At 70.8% G+C, this 16,513-nt stretch carries 12 protein-coding genes; 9 read left to right on the top strand and 3 right to left on the bottom strand.

Annotation, left to right across the window (positions count from 1 at the left end):
* The first annotated feature begins 391 nt into the window (after positions 1-391).
* Both tesB and HNQ58_RS00680 read left to right on the top strand, forming a co-directional pair.
* A complete protein-coding gene (gene tesB, locus HNQ58_RS00685) occupies positions 392-1,267 on the top strand; it encodes an acyl-CoA thioesterase II (protein WP_183946858.1) in 876 nt (291 codons plus the stop codon).
* 9 nt (positions 1,268-1,276) lie between these two features.
* Entirely contained in the window at positions 1,277-1,675 is a 399-nt protein-coding gene (locus tag HNQ58_RS00680; RefSeq protein ID WP_183946857.1) for a pathogenicity-like protein, read from the top strand.
* 44 nt (positions 1,676-1,719) lie between these two features.
* Here HNQ58_RS00680 and HNQ58_RS00675 read toward each other — a convergent pair whose 3' ends face one another.
* On the bottom strand, positions 1,720-3,756 hold the full coding sequence (locus HNQ58_RS00675) for an amidohydrolase family protein (protein ID WP_183946856.1): 2,037 nt from the start codon (positions 3,754-3,756) through the stop codon (positions 1,720-1,722).
* Between the two features lie 233 nt (positions 3,757-3,989).
* Complete coding sequence (locus HNQ58_RS00670; RefSeq protein WP_183946855.1) at positions 3,990-6,374, bottom strand: TonB-dependent receptor plug domain-containing protein; 2,385 nt, start codon at positions 6,372-6,374, stop codon at positions 3,990-3,992.
* A 96-nt stretch (positions 6,375-6,470) separates the two neighbouring features.
* Between HNQ58_RS00670 and HNQ58_RS00665 the strand changes: the two genes are divergently transcribed.
* From HNQ58_RS00665 to HNQ58_RS00635, 7 genes are all read left to right on the top strand, one after another.
* Positions 6,471-7,229 carry an ABC transporter ATP-binding protein gene (locus tag HNQ58_RS00665; protein WP_183946854.1) on the top strand — a complete coding sequence of 253 codons (759 nt, stop codon included), beginning with the start codon at positions 6,471-6,473 and terminating at the stop codon, positions 7,227-7,229.
* A gap of 271 nt (positions 7,230-7,500) precedes the next feature.
* Positions 7,501-9,858, top strand: coding sequence for an FtsX-like permease family protein (locus HNQ58_RS00660; protein WP_183946853.1), 2,358 nt, complete (start codon positions 7,501-7,503; stop codon positions 9,856-9,858).
* Positions 9,859-9,863: 5 nt separating this feature from the next.
* A complete protein-coding gene (locus HNQ58_RS00655; protein WP_183946852.1) occupies positions 9,864-11,057 on the top strand; it encodes an efflux RND transporter periplasmic adaptor subunit in 1,194 nt (397 codons plus the stop codon).
* 275 nt (positions 11,058-11,332) lie between these two features.
* Positions 11,333-12,631 (top strand): ferredoxin reductase family protein, encoded by a 1,299-nt coding sequence (locus HNQ58_RS00650; protein ID WP_183946851.1) that lies wholly within the window; start codon positions 11,333-11,335, stop codon positions 12,629-12,631.
* A gap of 20 nt (positions 12,632-12,651) precedes the next feature.
* Entirely contained in the window at positions 12,652-13,071 is a 420-nt protein-coding gene (locus HNQ58_RS00645; RefSeq protein ID WP_183946850.1) for a c-type cytochrome, read from the top strand.
* Between the two features lie 124 nt (positions 13,072-13,195).
* Positions 13,196-13,903 (top strand): arginyltransferase, encoded by a 708-nt coding sequence (locus HNQ58_RS00640; RefSeq protein ID WP_183946849.1) that lies wholly within the window; start codon positions 13,196-13,198, stop codon positions 13,901-13,903.
* Positions 13,904-13,951: 48 nt separating this feature from the next.
* Positions 13,952-15,160 (top strand): endonuclease/exonuclease/phosphatase family protein, encoded by a 1,209-nt coding sequence (locus tag HNQ58_RS00635; protein WP_183946848.1) that lies wholly within the window; start codon positions 13,952-13,954, stop codon positions 15,158-15,160.
* Positions 15,161-15,284: 124 nt separating this feature from the next.
* On the opposite strand, the gene purT is transcribed toward HNQ58_RS00635, so the two are convergent.
* Entirely contained in the window at positions 15,285-16,475 is a 1,191-nt protein-coding gene (gene purT / locus HNQ58_RS00630) for a formate-dependent phosphoribosylglycinamide formyltransferase (protein ID WP_183946847.1), read from the bottom strand.
* Positions 16,476-16,513: the final 38 nt, after the last annotated feature.

Below are 16,513 nucleotides of genomic sequence, written 5' to 3'. Positions count from 1 at the left end.
TGCAGCGGCTTCAGCCGCGACCGAGTGTTGGGAGGCGAGTGAAGAGGAGTGAGGAGCGAGAGAAAGCATCGGCTCGCCAAGTCCCGCTCTCCCCTCGTTTCTCACCCCTCTCCCCTCGTTTCTCACTCCTCCCCCCCTCATTTCTCACCCCTCATTTCTCACTCCTCACCCCTCATTTCTCACTCCTCCCCCCTCATTTCTCACTCCTCCCCCCTCGTTTCTCACTCCTCCCCCCTCGTTTCTCACTCCTCCCCCCTCGTTTCTCACTCCTCTTCACTCGTCTCTCGCCCCCGGGTCGCGGCTGAAGTCGCTCCGCAACAACAGCGGGGGCGCGTCGCGTCGAGCGCACCACCCGCGCCGGCTATACTTCGCGCCCCGCGGAGGAATCCCCATGCCCCATCCCGTCGTCGCCGAACTGATCGATCTGCTTGCCCTGGAGCGCCTGGAAGACAACCTGTTCCGGGGCCAGAGCCGCGACATCGGGACCAAGTACGTGTTCGGCGGGCAGGTGCTCGGCCAGGCCGTCTCCGCCGCCCAGCAGACCACCACGCCCGAACGCGAGGTGCACTCGCTGCACGGCTACTTCCTGCGCGCCGGCGACATCGATCACCCGATCGTCTACGACGTCGACCGCGCCCGCGACGGCAAGAGCTTTTCGGTGCGCCGCGTCACCGCCATCCAGCACGGCCAGCCGATCTTCGTGCTGGCGGCCAGCTTCCACGCACCCGAGCCGGGTGTCGAGCACCAGCTCTCGATGCCCGAGGTGCCGTCCCCCGAAGACCTGCCGCCGCCCGAGCCGATCGACGCCGAGACACTCGCCGCCCTGCCGCCGAAGATGCAGCGCTGGCTCACCCGCCAGGGCCCATTCGAGCTGCGCCACGTCTACCCGCGCAACGAGCTCAAGCCGACCAAGCGCCCGCCCTACCAGCAGGTGTGGTTCCGCCTGATCGACCGCATCGGCGACGACGCCGCACTGCACCGCGCGATGCTCGCCTACGCCTCCGACTTCCACCTGATCGGCACGGCCACCTTCCCGCACGCGATCAGCTACTACCAGCCGAACGTGCAGATGGCCTCGCTGGACCATGCGATGTGGTTCCATCGCCCGTTCCGCGTGGATGAATGGCTGCTGTACGCCTGCGACAGCCCCACCGCCCAGGGCGCGCGCGGACTGGCGCGTGGACTGATCTACGACCGTGACGGCCGACTGGTCGCCAGCACCGCCCAGGAAGGCCTGATCCGCGTGCTGCCGGCCCGGCAGGAGTAGAATGACGGCATGCGCCAGATCTTCACCTCACCGCGCCTGGAGAACGTCGAGGGCGTCGCCCGCCTGCTCAACGAACACGGCATCGAAACCCACATCTCCTCGCCGCGCAGCTACAAGGGCAACCGCCGCGGCAACTTCAGCTACACCGCCCTGGCCCGCGGCCAGGGCGGCCCGCAGGCGGCGGTGTGGATCGTCCGCGCCGAGGACCAGACCCGCGCCCGGCAGATCCTGCGCGAAGCCAACCTGATGGAGTCCGATCGCCCGACCTACCTGCCCGGCGCCTACCTCCAGCCGGAGCAGCCGGCGATCCGGCCGCGCGCCAGCACCGCCCTGCGCATCCGCCTGTTCCTGCTCGGCGTCATCGGCGCGATGGCGGCGGCGATGTTCTTCCGCATGCTGGCCGGCTGAGCGATTTCCGCCCGCCGCACCTCACCTGCGGACATTGGCGCCGTTCACCGGGTCGTGGCAAGGGCCGGGCGCTCGATGCGCGGCGGCTCGGCGAACGGGCGGATGCCGAAGTGGGGGTGGATTTCGGCGGGGAAGTGGACGACGCCGTCCTTGACCACCATGCGGATCTTCATCGTCTCGCGCAGGTCGGTGGTGGGGTCGCCGGGGACGAGGAAGAAGTCGGCGAGCTTGCCGCGTTCGATCGACCCAAGGCGCTGGTCCTCGCCGAGGTAGCGGGCCATGTCCAGGGTGGCGCGGCGCAGCACTTCGGCAGGGCTGAAGCCGATGGCCTCGAACAGTTGCAGCTCGCGGTGGAAGTTGAACGAGCCGCCGAGGTCGGTGCCGGGGATGAGGAACACGCCACGGGCGTGCATCTCGCGCAAGGTGGCGAGGATGCGCTCCCAGGCGGCCGCGTAGGCCTCGGCGTCGCCGGGGGCGGACATGTCGGTCCAGGCGCGCTTGGCATCGCGCTGGTTGCCGATCGGCAGGTGCTCGATGTAGCCGGCGGCGCCGCGCGGGGTTTCGCCGTCGCGGTTGAGCAGCAGGTTTTCGTGGATGGCGATGGTGGGCTCGACGGCGACGTTCTTCGCGACGATGGCGTCCATCGTGCGGCGCACGCGCGGCGATTGCGGGTCGAGGTCGGCCAGGCGCTTGAGCGCGGTCAGGCGCAGCAGGGTGCGGGTGTCTTCCTCGGGGTCGAGCACCCAGCCGAGCATGATCTGGTTGATGTGGGTGAGCTCGTCGTAGCCGGCCTCGATCATCGCGTCGGCGTTGGTAAACGCCGGCACGTGGCCGGAGGCGCGCAGCCCCAGGCGGTGCGCCTCGGCGACGGCGGCGGCGCTCCACGCCGGGTTCATGCTGTTGTAGAGCTTGACCTGGTGGAAGCCGCGCGCGGCATACCAGCGCACCGCGTCCAGCGCTTCGCTCTGGCTGGCGACGAGGATGCCGTTGTTGGAGTTGAACGGGCTGCGGCCCTCGATGAAGCCGCTGCGGTGGATGCGCGGGCCGGCGACGGTGCCGTTCTCGATGCTGTCGATCAGGCGCTGCAGCGAGGCGTTGTCGTTGCCCATGTCGCGGACGCTGGTGACGCCGGCGGCGAGGTTGAGGATCGCGCCTTCCTGGCCGATGTGGCCGTGCATCTCGTAGAAGCCGGGCAGCAGCGTGCCGCCCTCGCCGTCGATCAGCACCTCGCCGGGTGACGGCACGCTACCGGCGGGCTGCACGCCGGCGATGTGACGGCCGTGGAAGACGACATCCACCGGCGTGGACAGCGCGAGTTTTTCCGGCTCGAACACGCGCACGTTGCGCACCCGCACCGGCGCGTCGAAGCGGTGGGCGATGGAGCGCGAGATGGCTTCGAGCCGCTCGCGGGCGAGCGCGTCGGACTTTTCGCCCAGCGCATCGACCTCGCCCTCGTAGCCCTTGCGGATCACCCCGAAGCGCGCCGAGACGATGCCGAACAGCGCGCCCTGTTCGTCGAGCAGGAAGAAGGTCGGGTTGAGCGACAAGCCGCTGATGGCGTGGAAGCGAACCACGCGCCGGGCCTCGCCCTCGCCCACCGCGACGGCCTCGCCGGCTTCGATGCGCAGCTCGCCGCCCGGCAGTGCCGGCAGGCGTCCGCCCTCGGCCGCGAGCAGTGCGCGGGCGTACAGGCCCAGTGCCCACGGGCTGGCGCTCTGGCCGATGTACAGCGCGCCCTCGTCGGCCTGCGCGCTGCCCTCGCCCACCGAGTCGCGCCAGCGCACGCTGCCGCCATCGCGCACGAAGTGCTCGTCCACGCGGCTGCCGAAGGTGGTCGTGCCGCGGATGGTCCACTCCAGCGGCAGGCCGTCGGCACCGAGCCGCAGCGTCTCGGCCATGGTCGGGCCGCGGCCGTTGTTCTTGAAGTCATAGTCGATCTCGACCCGCGCGCCGTCGCGCTTGGCGATCAGGTGGCCGACGGCGTTGCCGCCGGCGATCACGGTAAAGTGCTCCTCCACCGGCACGGCGTGGGCGGAGGACGAGGCCCACCACAGGGCGAGCAGCAGGGAAACGCGGCGCATCGGGCTTTCTCGACGGACGGGAAAGCCCGAATGTCTCCGATCCGGGCCGCCGGCGCCATAGGCCGTTGGTCGCGGTCGGCGTGCGCCGCCCCCCGGATGGCGACGGTCGGACCGCACCCACGACGGACGGCCGGCCGACCTTGCGAATCGAGACGCCGGTGATTGCAATGCACGACCGCGCGCGCTGCGCACCGCATGGAGCCGGCGCCCGCAAAACGGGCGCCGGCCGCGGCTCAGAAGCGATGCCAGAGCCGCACGAACCACGAAGCGCCGTTGAGACCGAACTGCACGCTGTCGAAGACGTGGCCGTTGTCGGTTTCGTCCGGGTCCTGGCGGGTCGGGAAGACATCGAACACGTTCGCGCCGCCCACGGTCAGCCGGGTGTTCTCGCTGAAGTTGTAGGTGACGGCGACATCGGCCGAGGTCTTGGCCGCATAGCGGGCGTTGGGTACCGGCGGGCCGGAGAAGGTGCCGAGCGTCTGCGGGCCGAAGTGGATGATCTTGAGGCTGCTGTCCCAGGCGCCCAGGCTGTAGTCGAAGCCGAGCGTGGCCTTGCGCCGCGGCGCGCCCTCTTCGATGAACAGGCGCTCGCGCTCGCTGAGCAGCACGTCCTCGCGGCCGACCAGCGACGGCGGGGCGTGGATGCGGGTGACTTCGTTCCTGTTGAAGTTGGCGGCGAAGAAGGTGGACAGCACGCCGTCGCCGACGGCGGTGCGGTGCGCCACGGTCAGATCGAGACCGCGGGTGCGGGTGTCCACCGAGTTGACGAAGAACTGCGCCTCGCCCACGCCGAGCCCTTCGAGGATGCCGCCGATGTTCGGGTCGTCGGTGTCGAAGCGGCCGGACAGCACGATGCGGTCGTCGATGGTGATGCGGTAGGCGTCGACGGTGACGGTGAGGTCGTCGGTCGGCGCCCAGGTGAAGCCGGCGGTGAAGCTGCGCGAGGTTTCCTCGGTGAGCGCGGGGATGCCGGCGGCGTTGGCGACGGTGCCACCGTTGGGCGCCAGCAGCACATCCACCGGCACGCCGCTGATGAAGTCGGTGAAGGTGGACGAGAAGAAGCGCTGCTGCAGCGATGGCGCGCGGAAGCCGGTACTGGCCGAGCCGCGCAGCAGCAGCGCGTCGGTGGCACGGAAGGCCAGCGCCAGCTTGCCATCGAGGGTGGTGCCGAAGTCGCTGTAATCCTCGAAGCGCGCGGCGGTGGCGACGGTGAGGCGGTCGGTGAACTGGGTTTCGACGTCGATGTAGGCGGCGCGGTTGCTGCGCGTGCTGTCGGTTTCGTCGCCCGGCTGGAAGCCGGGGAAGCCCTGGCTGCCGGCGTTGCCGCCGCCGGGACCGTCGGCGTCGATGTACGAGCCCGGTTCGCCGGCGTAGATCTCGTAGTTCTCGTGCCGGTACTCGGCGCCGAAGGCGACGTTCATGCCCTGCATCACGCCGTCGAAGTAGCGGGTGAAGTCGAGGTTGACGGTGTTCTGGCGGAACGAGAAACCGCCGGCATCGAACGCATCGGGGCTGATGCCGCGACCGCCAGCCAGCAGGTCGGCGTTGGCGATCGAGGCGTTGAGGGTGTTGGTGATGCGGAACAGCATCCGGTTGTAGCCGGTGGTGGCCGACAGGTCGGCCATCCACTCGCCGAGGTAGCCGCGCACGCCGAGCGTGCCGGAGCGGTCGTCGACGTCGGCATTGATGAAGGGCACGAAGCCATTCGGGTACATCGCCGCCGAATTGCGCGACGGGATGTCCTCGTCGCCGTCGCGGGCAAAGGCGCCGGAGGAGGCGTCGCGCTGCTGGATGCCGGCGGTGAAGTAGACGCTGGCGTTGTCGGTGAGCGGCTGCTCGCCGTTGAGGAGGAGCGTGGCGTTCTCGACCTTGCTGTCGCCGATGATGCGCGGGTTGTCCGGGCCGGAACGGTCGGAGCGGCCACGATCCAGGTATTCGCCGGTCAGCGCGACGATGCCGCCGCGCGCGGTTTCGAAGCCGCAGTAGCCGGACAGCAGCCAGTTCGCGCCGTCGCCGCGGGTGTACTGGCCGTAGCCGGCGGTGCTCTCGCAGCCCGCGCGGCGCTTGAGGGCGATGTTCATCACGCCGGCGATGGCGTCCGAACCGTACTGCGCGGCGGCGCCGTCGCGCAGGATCTCGACCCGATCGATCGCCAACAGCGGGATGGTGTTGAGATCGGTGCCGGTGTTGCCGCGGTTGCGCGCGCCGAACAGATTGACCAGCGCGACCGTGTGGCGACGCTTGCCGTTGACCAGCACCAGCGTCTGATCCGAGCCCAGGCCACGCAGCGCGGCCGAGTCGATCAGGTCGGCGCCGTCGGCGCCGGTCTGGCGGGTCGAGTTGAACGAAGGCGTGAGGTACTGCAGCGTCTGCGCCAGATCGACCTGCAGCCCCCGCGTGGCCGGCTTGTCGAAGTCGATGACGTCGATCGGCACGGGCGTGTCCGCCGCCGAGACGTTGGCGCGACGCGAGCCGACCACGAAGACCTGATCCAGTCGCGCGGCCTCCTGCGTCTCCTCCGTTTCCTGCGTCTCCTGCGCGACTGCGATACCGGCCGCAGTGAATCCACCCGCAACCACGCCCAGCGCGACCGCGATCGCCCGTTTCAAGGTATCCATGCCGTTCTCCCCTGGTTGGCGGCAAGAGCTTACGCCCGCCGCCGGCCCGGCGAACAGGGGGTGGGCGGGTTTGAGCCGAATCAAGGCCTCGCCGGCATGCCGGCCTACACTGCCGGCATGGCCACCGCCCCCGACGCCCGTGACGACGCGCCCGAGCCGGTCTTCCATGCCCGCGGACTGACCAAGGTCTACCGCATGGGCGAGGTGGAAGTGCACGCGCTGCGCGGCGTCGATCTGGATCTGTATGCCGGCGAGTTCGTCGTGCTGCTGGGCGCCTCGGGCAGCGGCAAGTCCACGCTGCTCAACATCCTCGGCGGACTGGACGCACCGAGCGCGGGGCGGGTCGAGTGCCGCGGGCATCCGCTGACCGGCGCCGGCGAGGACGCGCTGACGCGGTTCCGCCGCGAGCATGTCGGTTTCGTGTTCCAGTTCTACAACCTGATCCCGAGCCTGACCGCGCGCGAGAACGTGGCGCTGGTGACCGAGATCGCCCGCGACCCGATGCCGCCCGAGGAGGCGCTGGCGCTGGTCGGGCTGACGGACCGGATGGATCACTTCCCGGCGCAGCTGTCCGGCGGCGAGCAGCAGCGGGTGGCGATCGCCCGCGCCATCGCCAAGCGCCCGGACGTGTTGCTGTGCGACGAGCCGACCGGCGCGCTCGACTCCAGGACCGGCATCCTCGTGCTGCAGGCGCTGGAAAGGATCAACCGCGAGACCGGCGCGCTCACCGTGGTCATCACCCACAACGCGGTGATCGCCAACATGGCCGACCGGGTGATCCGCCTCAGCGACGGCCGCATCGCCGGCGAAGGGCGCAACCCCACGCGCGCCGCGGCCGAGGATCTGCACTGGTGAGCGCGCGTCATCGCCTCCGTGTCGTTACCGGCGACAGTGGGACCCGCAGGCTTCCGGGAGCGCCACACGTCGTCGCTGTCCCGATGGATCAAAAGCGAAAGCACGCACGGAGGAAGGGAGACGAGCGGAGAGTGCGCAGATGCCGTCCGATCGGAGCTCCTCCGTGTCCTCCGCCCTTCTCCCGCTTGCTCCGTGCGTGCTGTTCGTCTGTGAAGGTGGAAGCTGATATCCGCGCTGCCGGTGGCATTCGAGGCGCGGGGAGATTGCGGCCGTGACCCCCCTGCACCGCAAGCTGCTGCGCGAGCTGCGCCAGTTGCGCGGTCAGGTGCTGGCGATCGCGCTGGTGATGGTCGGCGGCATCGGCACCATGGTGATGGCGCTGACCAACTACGACGCGCTGGCCGATACGCGGGCGCTGTACTACGGCGAGTACCGCTTCGCCGAGGTGTTCGCGCGGGTCAAGCGCGCGCCGCTGCCGCTGGCCGGGGCGGTGCGGGCGATCCCCGGTGTGCGCGAGGTCGAGCCGCGCGTGGTCGGCTTCGCCAGCCTCGAAGTCGAAGGCTTCGACGAGCCGGTCACCGGGCAGATCGTGTCGCTGTCCACGCCCGAGGATCCTGGCCTGAACCGGCTGTACCTGCGTGAGGGCCGGTTGCCGCTGGCGGACGACGAGGTCGTGCTGGGCGAGGCCTTCGCGCAGGCGCATGGCCTGCGGCCCGGCGACGGGCTGGTCGCCATCCTCAACGGCCGCCGCCAGGCGCTGCGGGTGAGCGGCGTGGGGGCGTCGCCGGAGTTCGTGTACCCGATCCGCCCCGGCGACGTGTTTCCAGACTTCGAGCGCTACGGCGTGCTGTGGATGCCGCGCGAGCCGCTGGCGATGGCCTTCGACATGGACGGCGCATTCAACGACCTGGCGATCACACTTGCCCGCGACGCCCGCGAGGCCGACGTGATCGACGCGCTCGACGCCCTGCTCGCGCCGTACGGCGGCGTCGGCGCGCACGGCCGCGACCTGCAGATGTCGCATCGCTTCCTCAGCGAGGAGCTGAACCAGTTGCAGATGATGACGCGCTTTTTCACCGTGATCTTCCTCGGCGTGTCGGCCTTCCTGCTCAACGTGGTGGTGGGCCGGCTGGTCGCCACCCAGCGCGAACAGATCGCCGTGCTCAAGGCCTTCGGATACAGCCGCTGGGAGGTGGGCCTGCACTACGGGCAACTGGTGCTGCTGATGGTGCTGGTCGGCGTGCTGCCCGGCGTGGCGCTGGGCGCGTGGCTCGGGCGCGGCATGGCCGACCTGTACATGACCTTCTTCCGCTTTCCGTTCCTGGCGTGGTCGCTGTCGCCATCGGTGCTGGCGCTGGCGTTCGGCTTCGCCATCGCGGCCGCCGCGTTCGGCACGCTCGGCGCGTTGCGCCGCGCCTTCGCGCTGCCACCGGCCGAGGCGATGCGGCCGGAGGCGCCACCGGTGTTCCGCCGCACGCTCACCGAGCGCCTCGGCCTGGGCGTCCTGCTCGACCCGCCGGCGCGGATGATCCTGCGCAATCTCGAACGCCGGCCGTTGCGCACCACGCTGTCGGTGATCGGCATCGGCCTGGCCTGCGGCATCCTGGTGATGTCGCGCTTCCAGTCTGCCGCGATCGAGGAAATGATCGAGGTGCAGTTCGGCTTCGCCCAACGCGACGATCTCGCCGTGACCTTCGCCGAACCGGCCTCGTGGCGCGCGGCGGAAGAACTGGCCGCCCTGCCCGGCGTGCGCGCGGTGGAGCCTTTCCGCGCGGCGGCGGTCAACCTGCGCCACGGCCATCGCCACTACCACACGGCGCTGCAGGGGCTGGACGACGACACCGACCTCAAGCGCGTGCTCGACGACACCCTGCAACCGGCCCGCCTGCCGGCCGAGGGCCTGCTGCTGACCGACTACCTTGCCGACCTGCTCGGTGCACGGCCGGGCGACACACTGGACGTCGAGTTCCTCGAAGGCCATCGCCGCACGCTGCGCGTGCCGCTGGCCGGCACCGTACGCGAATACCTCGGCGTCGGCGCCTACGCCCGCCGCGACACCGTCAACCGGCTGCTCGGCGAAGGCGATGCACTGTCGGGCGCGTGGCTGGCGATCGACCCGCCGGCGCGGCTGGACGTGGTGAGCGCGTTGCGCGAGCGGCCGCGGGTGGCTGCCATCACCGACCGCGCCGCGATGGTGCAGAGCTTCCGCGACACACTGGCCGAGAACATCCTCGCCTTCACCCTGATCGCCACACTGATGGCCGGCAGTATCGCCGTCGGCGTGGTGTACAACGCCGCCCGCATCACCCTCGCCGAGCGCGGCCGCGAGCTGGCCAGCCTGCGCGTGCTCGGCTACACCCGCGCCGAGGTGCGCGCGCTGCTGCTGGGCGAACTCGGCGCACTGAGTTTCTTCGCCCTGCTGCCCGGCTTCGCGCTCGGCTACGGCATGGCCGCGCTGCTGGTGTGGGGCTTCCGTTCCGACCTGTACCGCATCCCGCTGGTCATCGCACCCGGCGGTTATGCGTTCGCCGGGCTGGTGGTGCTGGCCGCCACCGTACTGTCGGCGTGGCTGGTGCGCCGCCGCCTCGACCGGCTCGACCTGGTCGCGGTACTCAAGACAAAGGAGTGACAACGATGAAGCACGCCCGCCGCATCCGTTACTTCGTCGTCGCCGCCATCGTCGCCGCCCTGCTGCTGGTGGCGGTGTGGCCGACGGCGCGGCTGGTCGATACCGGCACGGTGGACCGCGGCCTGGTGCGCGAGACCTTCGACGCCGAGGGCCGCACGCGGCTGCGCGACCGCTACGTGGTGTCGGCGCCGGTCGCGGCGATGGCGCGGCGGCTGGCGCTGGAGCCGGGCGATACGGTCGCGGCCGGCCAAGTGCTGGTGACACTCGACCCGGTCGTCGCGCCCACGCTCGACGCCCGTGCCCGCGCCGAGGCGCAGGCGCGCGTGGCCGCCGCCCGCGCCCGGCTCGACGCCGCGCGCGAGGAAACCCGCGCCGCCGCGGCCGCCGCGGCGCAGGCCATCGCCGAGGACGAGCGCCAGCAGGCGCTGCTGCAACGCCGGCTCGTCGCGGTGGAAGCCGCCGAGCGCGCGCATACCGCGCGCCAGCGCGCCGAACGCGAGGCCGCCAGCGCGCGTTTCCGCGAGGCCACCGCCGCGCATGAACTGCAGGCCGCGCAGGTCGTGCTCACCCACGGCAGCCGCGACCGTCCGGCCGAGGCCGCCCTGGAACTCACCGCGCCGGTCGCCGGCGTGGTGCTGCGCCGGCACTACGAGAGCGCGCGCCCGGTACAGGCCGGCGAGGCGCTGATCGAGATCGGCGATCCGGCCGGGATGGAGGTCGAGGTCGACGTGCTCTCCGCCGATGCCGTGCGTCTGCGCGAGGGGATGCGGGTGGAACTGCTGCGCTGGGGCGAGGCGCATGCGCTGGAAGGACGCGTGCGCCGTATCGAACCCGGCGGCTTCACCAAGTTCTCCGCGCTGGGCGTGGAGGAGCAGCGCGTGTGGGTGATGGTGGAACTGGTCAGTCCGCGCGAGGACTGGCAGCGGCTGGGCGAGGCGTATCGCGTCAACGCCCGCTTCGTGCTGCGCGAGGCCGACGACGTGCTGCGCGTGCCCGGCAGTGCGGTGTTCCGTCATGGCGAGGGCCACGCGGTGTTCCGCATCGACGGCCGCCGCGCGCGACTCGTGCCGGTGCGCACCGGCCTGTCCGGCGGCGGCCTGGTCGAGATCGTGGATGGGCTGCAGGAAGGCCAGCGGGTGATCGTGCATCCCGACCGTGAACTGGAGGACGGCGACCGGGTGCGGGCAAGGTCCAGGTAACTACCCCGCCTTGCCCGGACACTCTGCCCGGGCAAGGACCGGCGTGGCGGGTAGCGCACGCGTCCGGCGACACGACGGCGACGCTCGCCACATCGATGCCATGGCAGCCGCCCATTCCGGACGCTTGTCGGTGGGATGCCGGATCGGCCGGCTGGCGCCGGCATCCCGGCGGCAGTTGAGCTCGATCAAGCCCGCCGTGACCGGCACCTGCGAGAATCACGTCTCCAGCCTGCCCGCGCGGCGAAGGAGGCGTCATCAAACCGCAACCCTCGGCAATGTTCTGGATCGGGGTCTACCTGGCCCTGATCGTGATCCCGCTGGGCGTGCTGCTGCTCGGCGAGCGGCCCCGCGGCGGCGGCTTCTGGTGGGATTTCGCGCTGGTGACCGGCTACGCCGGGCTGGCGATGATGGGCGTGCAGTTCGCGCTCACCGCGCGCTTCAAGCGGGCGACGGCGCCGTTCGGCATCGACATCATCTATTACTTCCACCGTTACCTGGCTTCGATCGCCTTCATGTTTCTGGTGGGGCACGCGGCGCTGCTGTACCTGAAGTACCCCGAGGTGGTCGGCCGGATCGACCCGCGCCACGCACCGGCCTACATGACGCTGGGCTGGCTGGGGCTGATCGCCTTCGCCGCGATCATGCTCACCTCGCTGTGGCGCAAGCGTCTGCGCATCGAGTACGACAACTGGCGGCGCATCCATGTCGTGCTGGCCGTGGTCGGCATCGTGGTGGCCGTGCTGCATGTCGAGGGCGCGGGCAGCTACCTGGAGTCGCCGCTCAAGCGCGCGCTGTGGACGCTGCTGGCGGTGTCCTGGCTGGCGCTGGTGGTGCATGTGCGCCTTGTGCGCCCCGCCCTGCTGCGTCGTCATCCCTGGCGCGTGGCCGAGGTGCGCAGGGAACGCGGGCGTAGCTGGACGCTGGCGCTGGAACCCACCGATGGCCACGTGCCGGCCTACCACCCCGGCCAGTTCGCCTGGGTGACCCTGCGTGCCTCGCCGTTCGCGATGCGTGAGCATCCATTCTCATTCTCCTCTTCACCCACCCGTCCCGGGCGGGTGGAATTCACCATCAAGGAGCTGGGCGATTTCACCGCGCGGATCGGCCAGATCCAGCCCGGCGAAACGGCATATGTCGACGGCCCCTACGGCAGCTTCGGCATCGATCGCCAGCCGCAGGCGCCGGGCTTGGTCTTCGTCGCCGGCGGCGTCGGCATCGCGCCGATCATGAGCATGCTGCGCGCGCTTGCCGACCGCGGAGACCGCCGCCCGCTGTGGTTGTTCTACGGCAACCGCGCCTGGGACCGCATCGTGTTCCGCGAGGAGCTGGAGCAGCTCGCGGGCAAGCTCGATCTCACGCTGGTGCATGTGCTCGGCGAGCCGCCCGAGGGCTGGACCGGCGAGCGCGGTTACATCACCCGCGAAGTGCTGGCGCGCCACCTGCCGGCGGATCCGTCCGCCCTGCATGCGTTCATCTGCGGCCCGGATCCGATGATCCGGCTGGCCGAGCGCGGCCTGCGCGAACTGGGCCTGCCGCTGCGCCACCTGCACTCCGAAATTTTCGACCTCGCCTGAACCCGGACAGGAGAACGACCATGCGCGAACGTTGGGCACGAACACTGGCGATCACGACCGGACTGATGGTGCTGGCGCTGTCGGTCGCTTTCGCCACGATCCAGAACCCGGGCGCGGATGCACTGCCCGTCACCGGCCACGCCGCCAAGTCCGCCGGCGACGACACCGAGCTTCTGGCTCGTGGCCGCGCCGTCTACGACGCGCAAGGCTGCGCCCGCTGCCACTCCATCGCCGGCCAGGGCAGCCCGCGCAGCCCGCTGGATGGCGTCGGCGCGCGCATCCCGCGCGAACTGCTCGGCGACTGGGTCGTCGGCAGCGAAGCGGTCGCCGACGAACTGGCACCGCGCGTGCTGGCGGCCAAGCGGCCATATGCCAAGATGCCGGCGGAGGATCTGGCGGCGCTGGTGGCCTACCTGGCCAGCCTCGACGGCGGCGAGTGAGGCCGGAAATCGGAAGAAGCATCGCGGCGCCGGGGCGGCGTCGCAAGACACCTGCCGTCGGCAATGCCAGGAAGCCTTCCGCCCCCCCGTCCGCGCGCGAGGGCAGCGGCGGTAGCATGTCCATGTGACCGCAAACGCCTCCATCCGCCTCTACCAGACCGCCGAGCACGGCTGCGGCTACTGGCCCGGGCGCACCGCGCGCGACCTGGTGCTGGACCCGCACGACGCGCAACTGCCCGAGTTGTACGCCGGCGCCCTGGCCATGGGCTTCCGCCGCTCGGGAGCGCACGTCTACCGGCCGCACTGTCCGGGCTGCCGTGCCTGTGTGGCGCTGCGCATCCCGGCCGCCGCTTTCGTTCCCGACCGCAGCCAGCGCCGCTGCCTGCGCCGCAACGCCGACCTCACGCTGCACATCGCACCGGCCCGGCGCAGCGACGAGCATTTCGCGCTGTACAGGCGCTACCTCGAATGCCGCCACCCTGGCGGCGGCATGGACAACGCCATGCCGGAGGACTTCGACCTGTTCCTGGCCTGCTCCTGGAGTCCGACCCGCTTCCTCGAACTGCGCCGCGACGGCCGCCTGCTCGGCGTGGCGGTGACCGACGTGCTGCCCGATGCGCTGTCGGCGGTCTACACCTTCTTCGAGCCGGACGAGGCCACGCGCGGCCTGGGCACCTTCGCCATCCTGCAGCAGCTGCGCTGGGCGCGTGAGGAAGGGCGGCGCTACCTGTACCTGGGCTACTGGATCGCCGGCCATCCGAAGATGGACTACAAGATCCGCTTCCGCCCGCACGAGCGCCTGCAGGGCGGGCTGTGGGTGGAACACCGCTGAGGCGCCGCGACACGCCACCGTCGCCCGCGCATGCGAGAATCTGCGCCCATGCGCACTCTCGTTCTCGTCCTGAGCCTCGCCCTGCTCGCCGCCTGCGGCCGCAGCCCCGACACCGCCACCGACGAGGCTGCCGTGTCCGAGCCGCCCGTGCCCACCGTCCGCTTCGCCACCTACAACGTCTCCCTGTACAGCACCGAACCCGGCGGCTTGATCGCCCGGCTGGAAGCCGGCGACGAGGGTGCCCGCAAGATCGCCGCCGTCATCCAGCGCCAGCGCCCCGACGTGCTGCTGCTCAACGAGTTCGACTACGACGCCGACCACCGCGCCGCCGGCCTGTTCCAGCGTGACTACCTGGAGGTCGGCCAGCACGGCGAGCAGCCGATCCGCTACGCCTACCGCTACCTCGCCCCGGTCAACACCGGCGTGCCGAGCGGGCTGGACCTGGACCGGGACGGCCGCAGCGATGGCCCGGCCGACGCCTGGGGCTTCGGCCACCAGCCCGGCCAGTACGGCATGCTGGTGCTGTCGCGTCACCCGATCGACGCCGCCGCCGTGCGCAGCTTCCAGCACTTCCGCTGGAAGGACCTGCCGGATGCGCTGGAGCCGCAGGTGCCGGAGACCGGCGCCCCCTGGTACCCGCCCCAGGTGTGGGAGCAGCTGCGGCTGAGCTCGAAATCGCACTGGGACGTGCCGGTCGACACGCCGCTCGGCCGCGTGCATTTCCTGGTCTCGCATCCGACCCCGCCGGTGTTCGACGGCCCCGAAGACCGCAACGGCCGCCGCAACCACGACGAGATCAGGCTGTGGGCCGAATACGTCTCCGACCAGCCGCTGGAATGGCTGTACGACGATGCCGGCCGCCGCGGCGGCCTCGACCGCGACGCGCTGTTCGTGATCGCCGGTGACCTCAACGCCGACCCGGTCGACGGCGACAGCGTCCCAGGCGCGATCCAGCAGTTGCTGGACCACCCGCGCGTGCAGCGCTACCCGGCGCCGCGCAGCGAGGGCGCGGTGATCGCCGCCGAAACCACCGGCGAGGCGAATCTGGCGCACCGCGGCGACCACGCCCACGACACCGGCAACTTCGGCCCGCGCGTGGGCAACCTGCGCATCGACTATGTGCTGCCTTCGGTCGGGCTGCAGGTGCGGGACAGCGGCGTGTTCTGGCCGCGCCCGGACGAGCCCGGCCACGACTGGACGCTGGCCAGCGACCACCACATGGTGTGGGTCGACGTCGTGCTGGAGCAGGCGCGGTAACCCTCCCGGCAACGACTCTTGCGCAGGAAGCGGCTTCGGCCGCGACCGGGCACGCACGGCGCGTAGCCGCTCGCGTCTGGCGCCGCTCCTGCGCCAGACGCCGACTATCCGGCTGCGGAACCCTTCAGCGCAGCTCCACCCGCAGCGCTTCCGCCGCCGCGCGGGCCTTGGCGCGAGCCTCGTCGATGCTCTCGCCGCGCGCGAGCGTCACCGCGACGCGGCGCCTGCCTTCCACCTTCGGCTTGCCGAACAACCGCAGCGCGGTGTCCGGCTGCGCCAGCGCGGCATCGACGTGGTGGAACACCGGTACGCCGTGGCCTTCGGCCAGCACCGCGCACGAGGCCGAGGGGCCGAACTGGCGCAGGTTCGGGATCGGCAGGCCGAGAATGGCCCGCGCATGCAGGGCGAACTCGCTCAGCTCCTGCGAGATCAGCGTCACCAGCCCGGTGTCGTGCGGACGCGGGCTGACCTCGCTGAACCAGACTTCATCGCCCTTCACGAACAGCTCGACGCCGAAGATGCCCCAGCCGCCGAGGTTGTCGGTGACGGCGCGGGCCACGCGCTGCGCGTTCTCCAGCGCCTTCGCGCTCATCGGCTGCGGCTGCCAGCTCTCGCGGTAGTCGCCATCGATCTGCAAATGGCCGATCGGGTCGCAGAAGCTGGTGCCGTCGCGGTGGCGCACGGTCAGCAGGGTGATCTCGTAGTCGAAGTCGATGAAGCCCTCGACGATCACCCGCCCCTGCCCGGCGCGGCCGCCGGTCTGCGCGTACTCCCAGGCCTCGTCGATCTCCGCCTGCGAGCGGACCGTGCTCTGGCCCTTGCCCGAGCTCGACATCACCGGCTTGACCACGCACGGCAGCCCGATCTCGGCGACGGCGAGGCGGTAGTCCTCCAGCGTGTCGACGAAGCGGTAGGGCGAAGTCGGCAGGCCCAGCGTTTCGGCAGCGAGCCGGCGGATGCCCTCGCGGTCCATGGTCAGCCGCGCGGCGCGCGCGGTCGGGATGACCTTCAGCCCGTGCGGCTCCAGTTCGACCAGGGTCTGGGTGTGGATGGCCTCGATCTCGGGCACCACCAGGTCGGGCTTCTCCTGCGCGATCAGCGCCTTGAGCAGGGCCGGGTCGAGCATGTTGAGCGTGTGGCAGCGATGCGCCACCTGCATCGCCGGCGCATCGTCGTAGCGGTCGGCGGCGACCACTTCCACTCCCAGCCGCTGCAGTTCGATCGCCACCTCCTTGCCGAGCTCGCCGGAGCCGAGCAGCAAGACACGGAAACCGTGCTTCGACAGGGGCGTGCCGAGGGTGACGGACTGGGACATGGCGGGCTCCGGCAGCGGGGAGGCGCAATTGTAGCCGG

Origin of the sequence: Rehaibacterium terrae (genome assembly GCF_014202935.1) — a bacterium.
Taxonomy (GTDB): Bacteria; Pseudomonadota; Gammaproteobacteria; order Xanthomonadales; family Xanthomonadaceae; genus Rehaibacterium; species Rehaibacterium terrae.
This window is presented reverse-complemented; position numbering and strand designations above follow the sequence as displayed.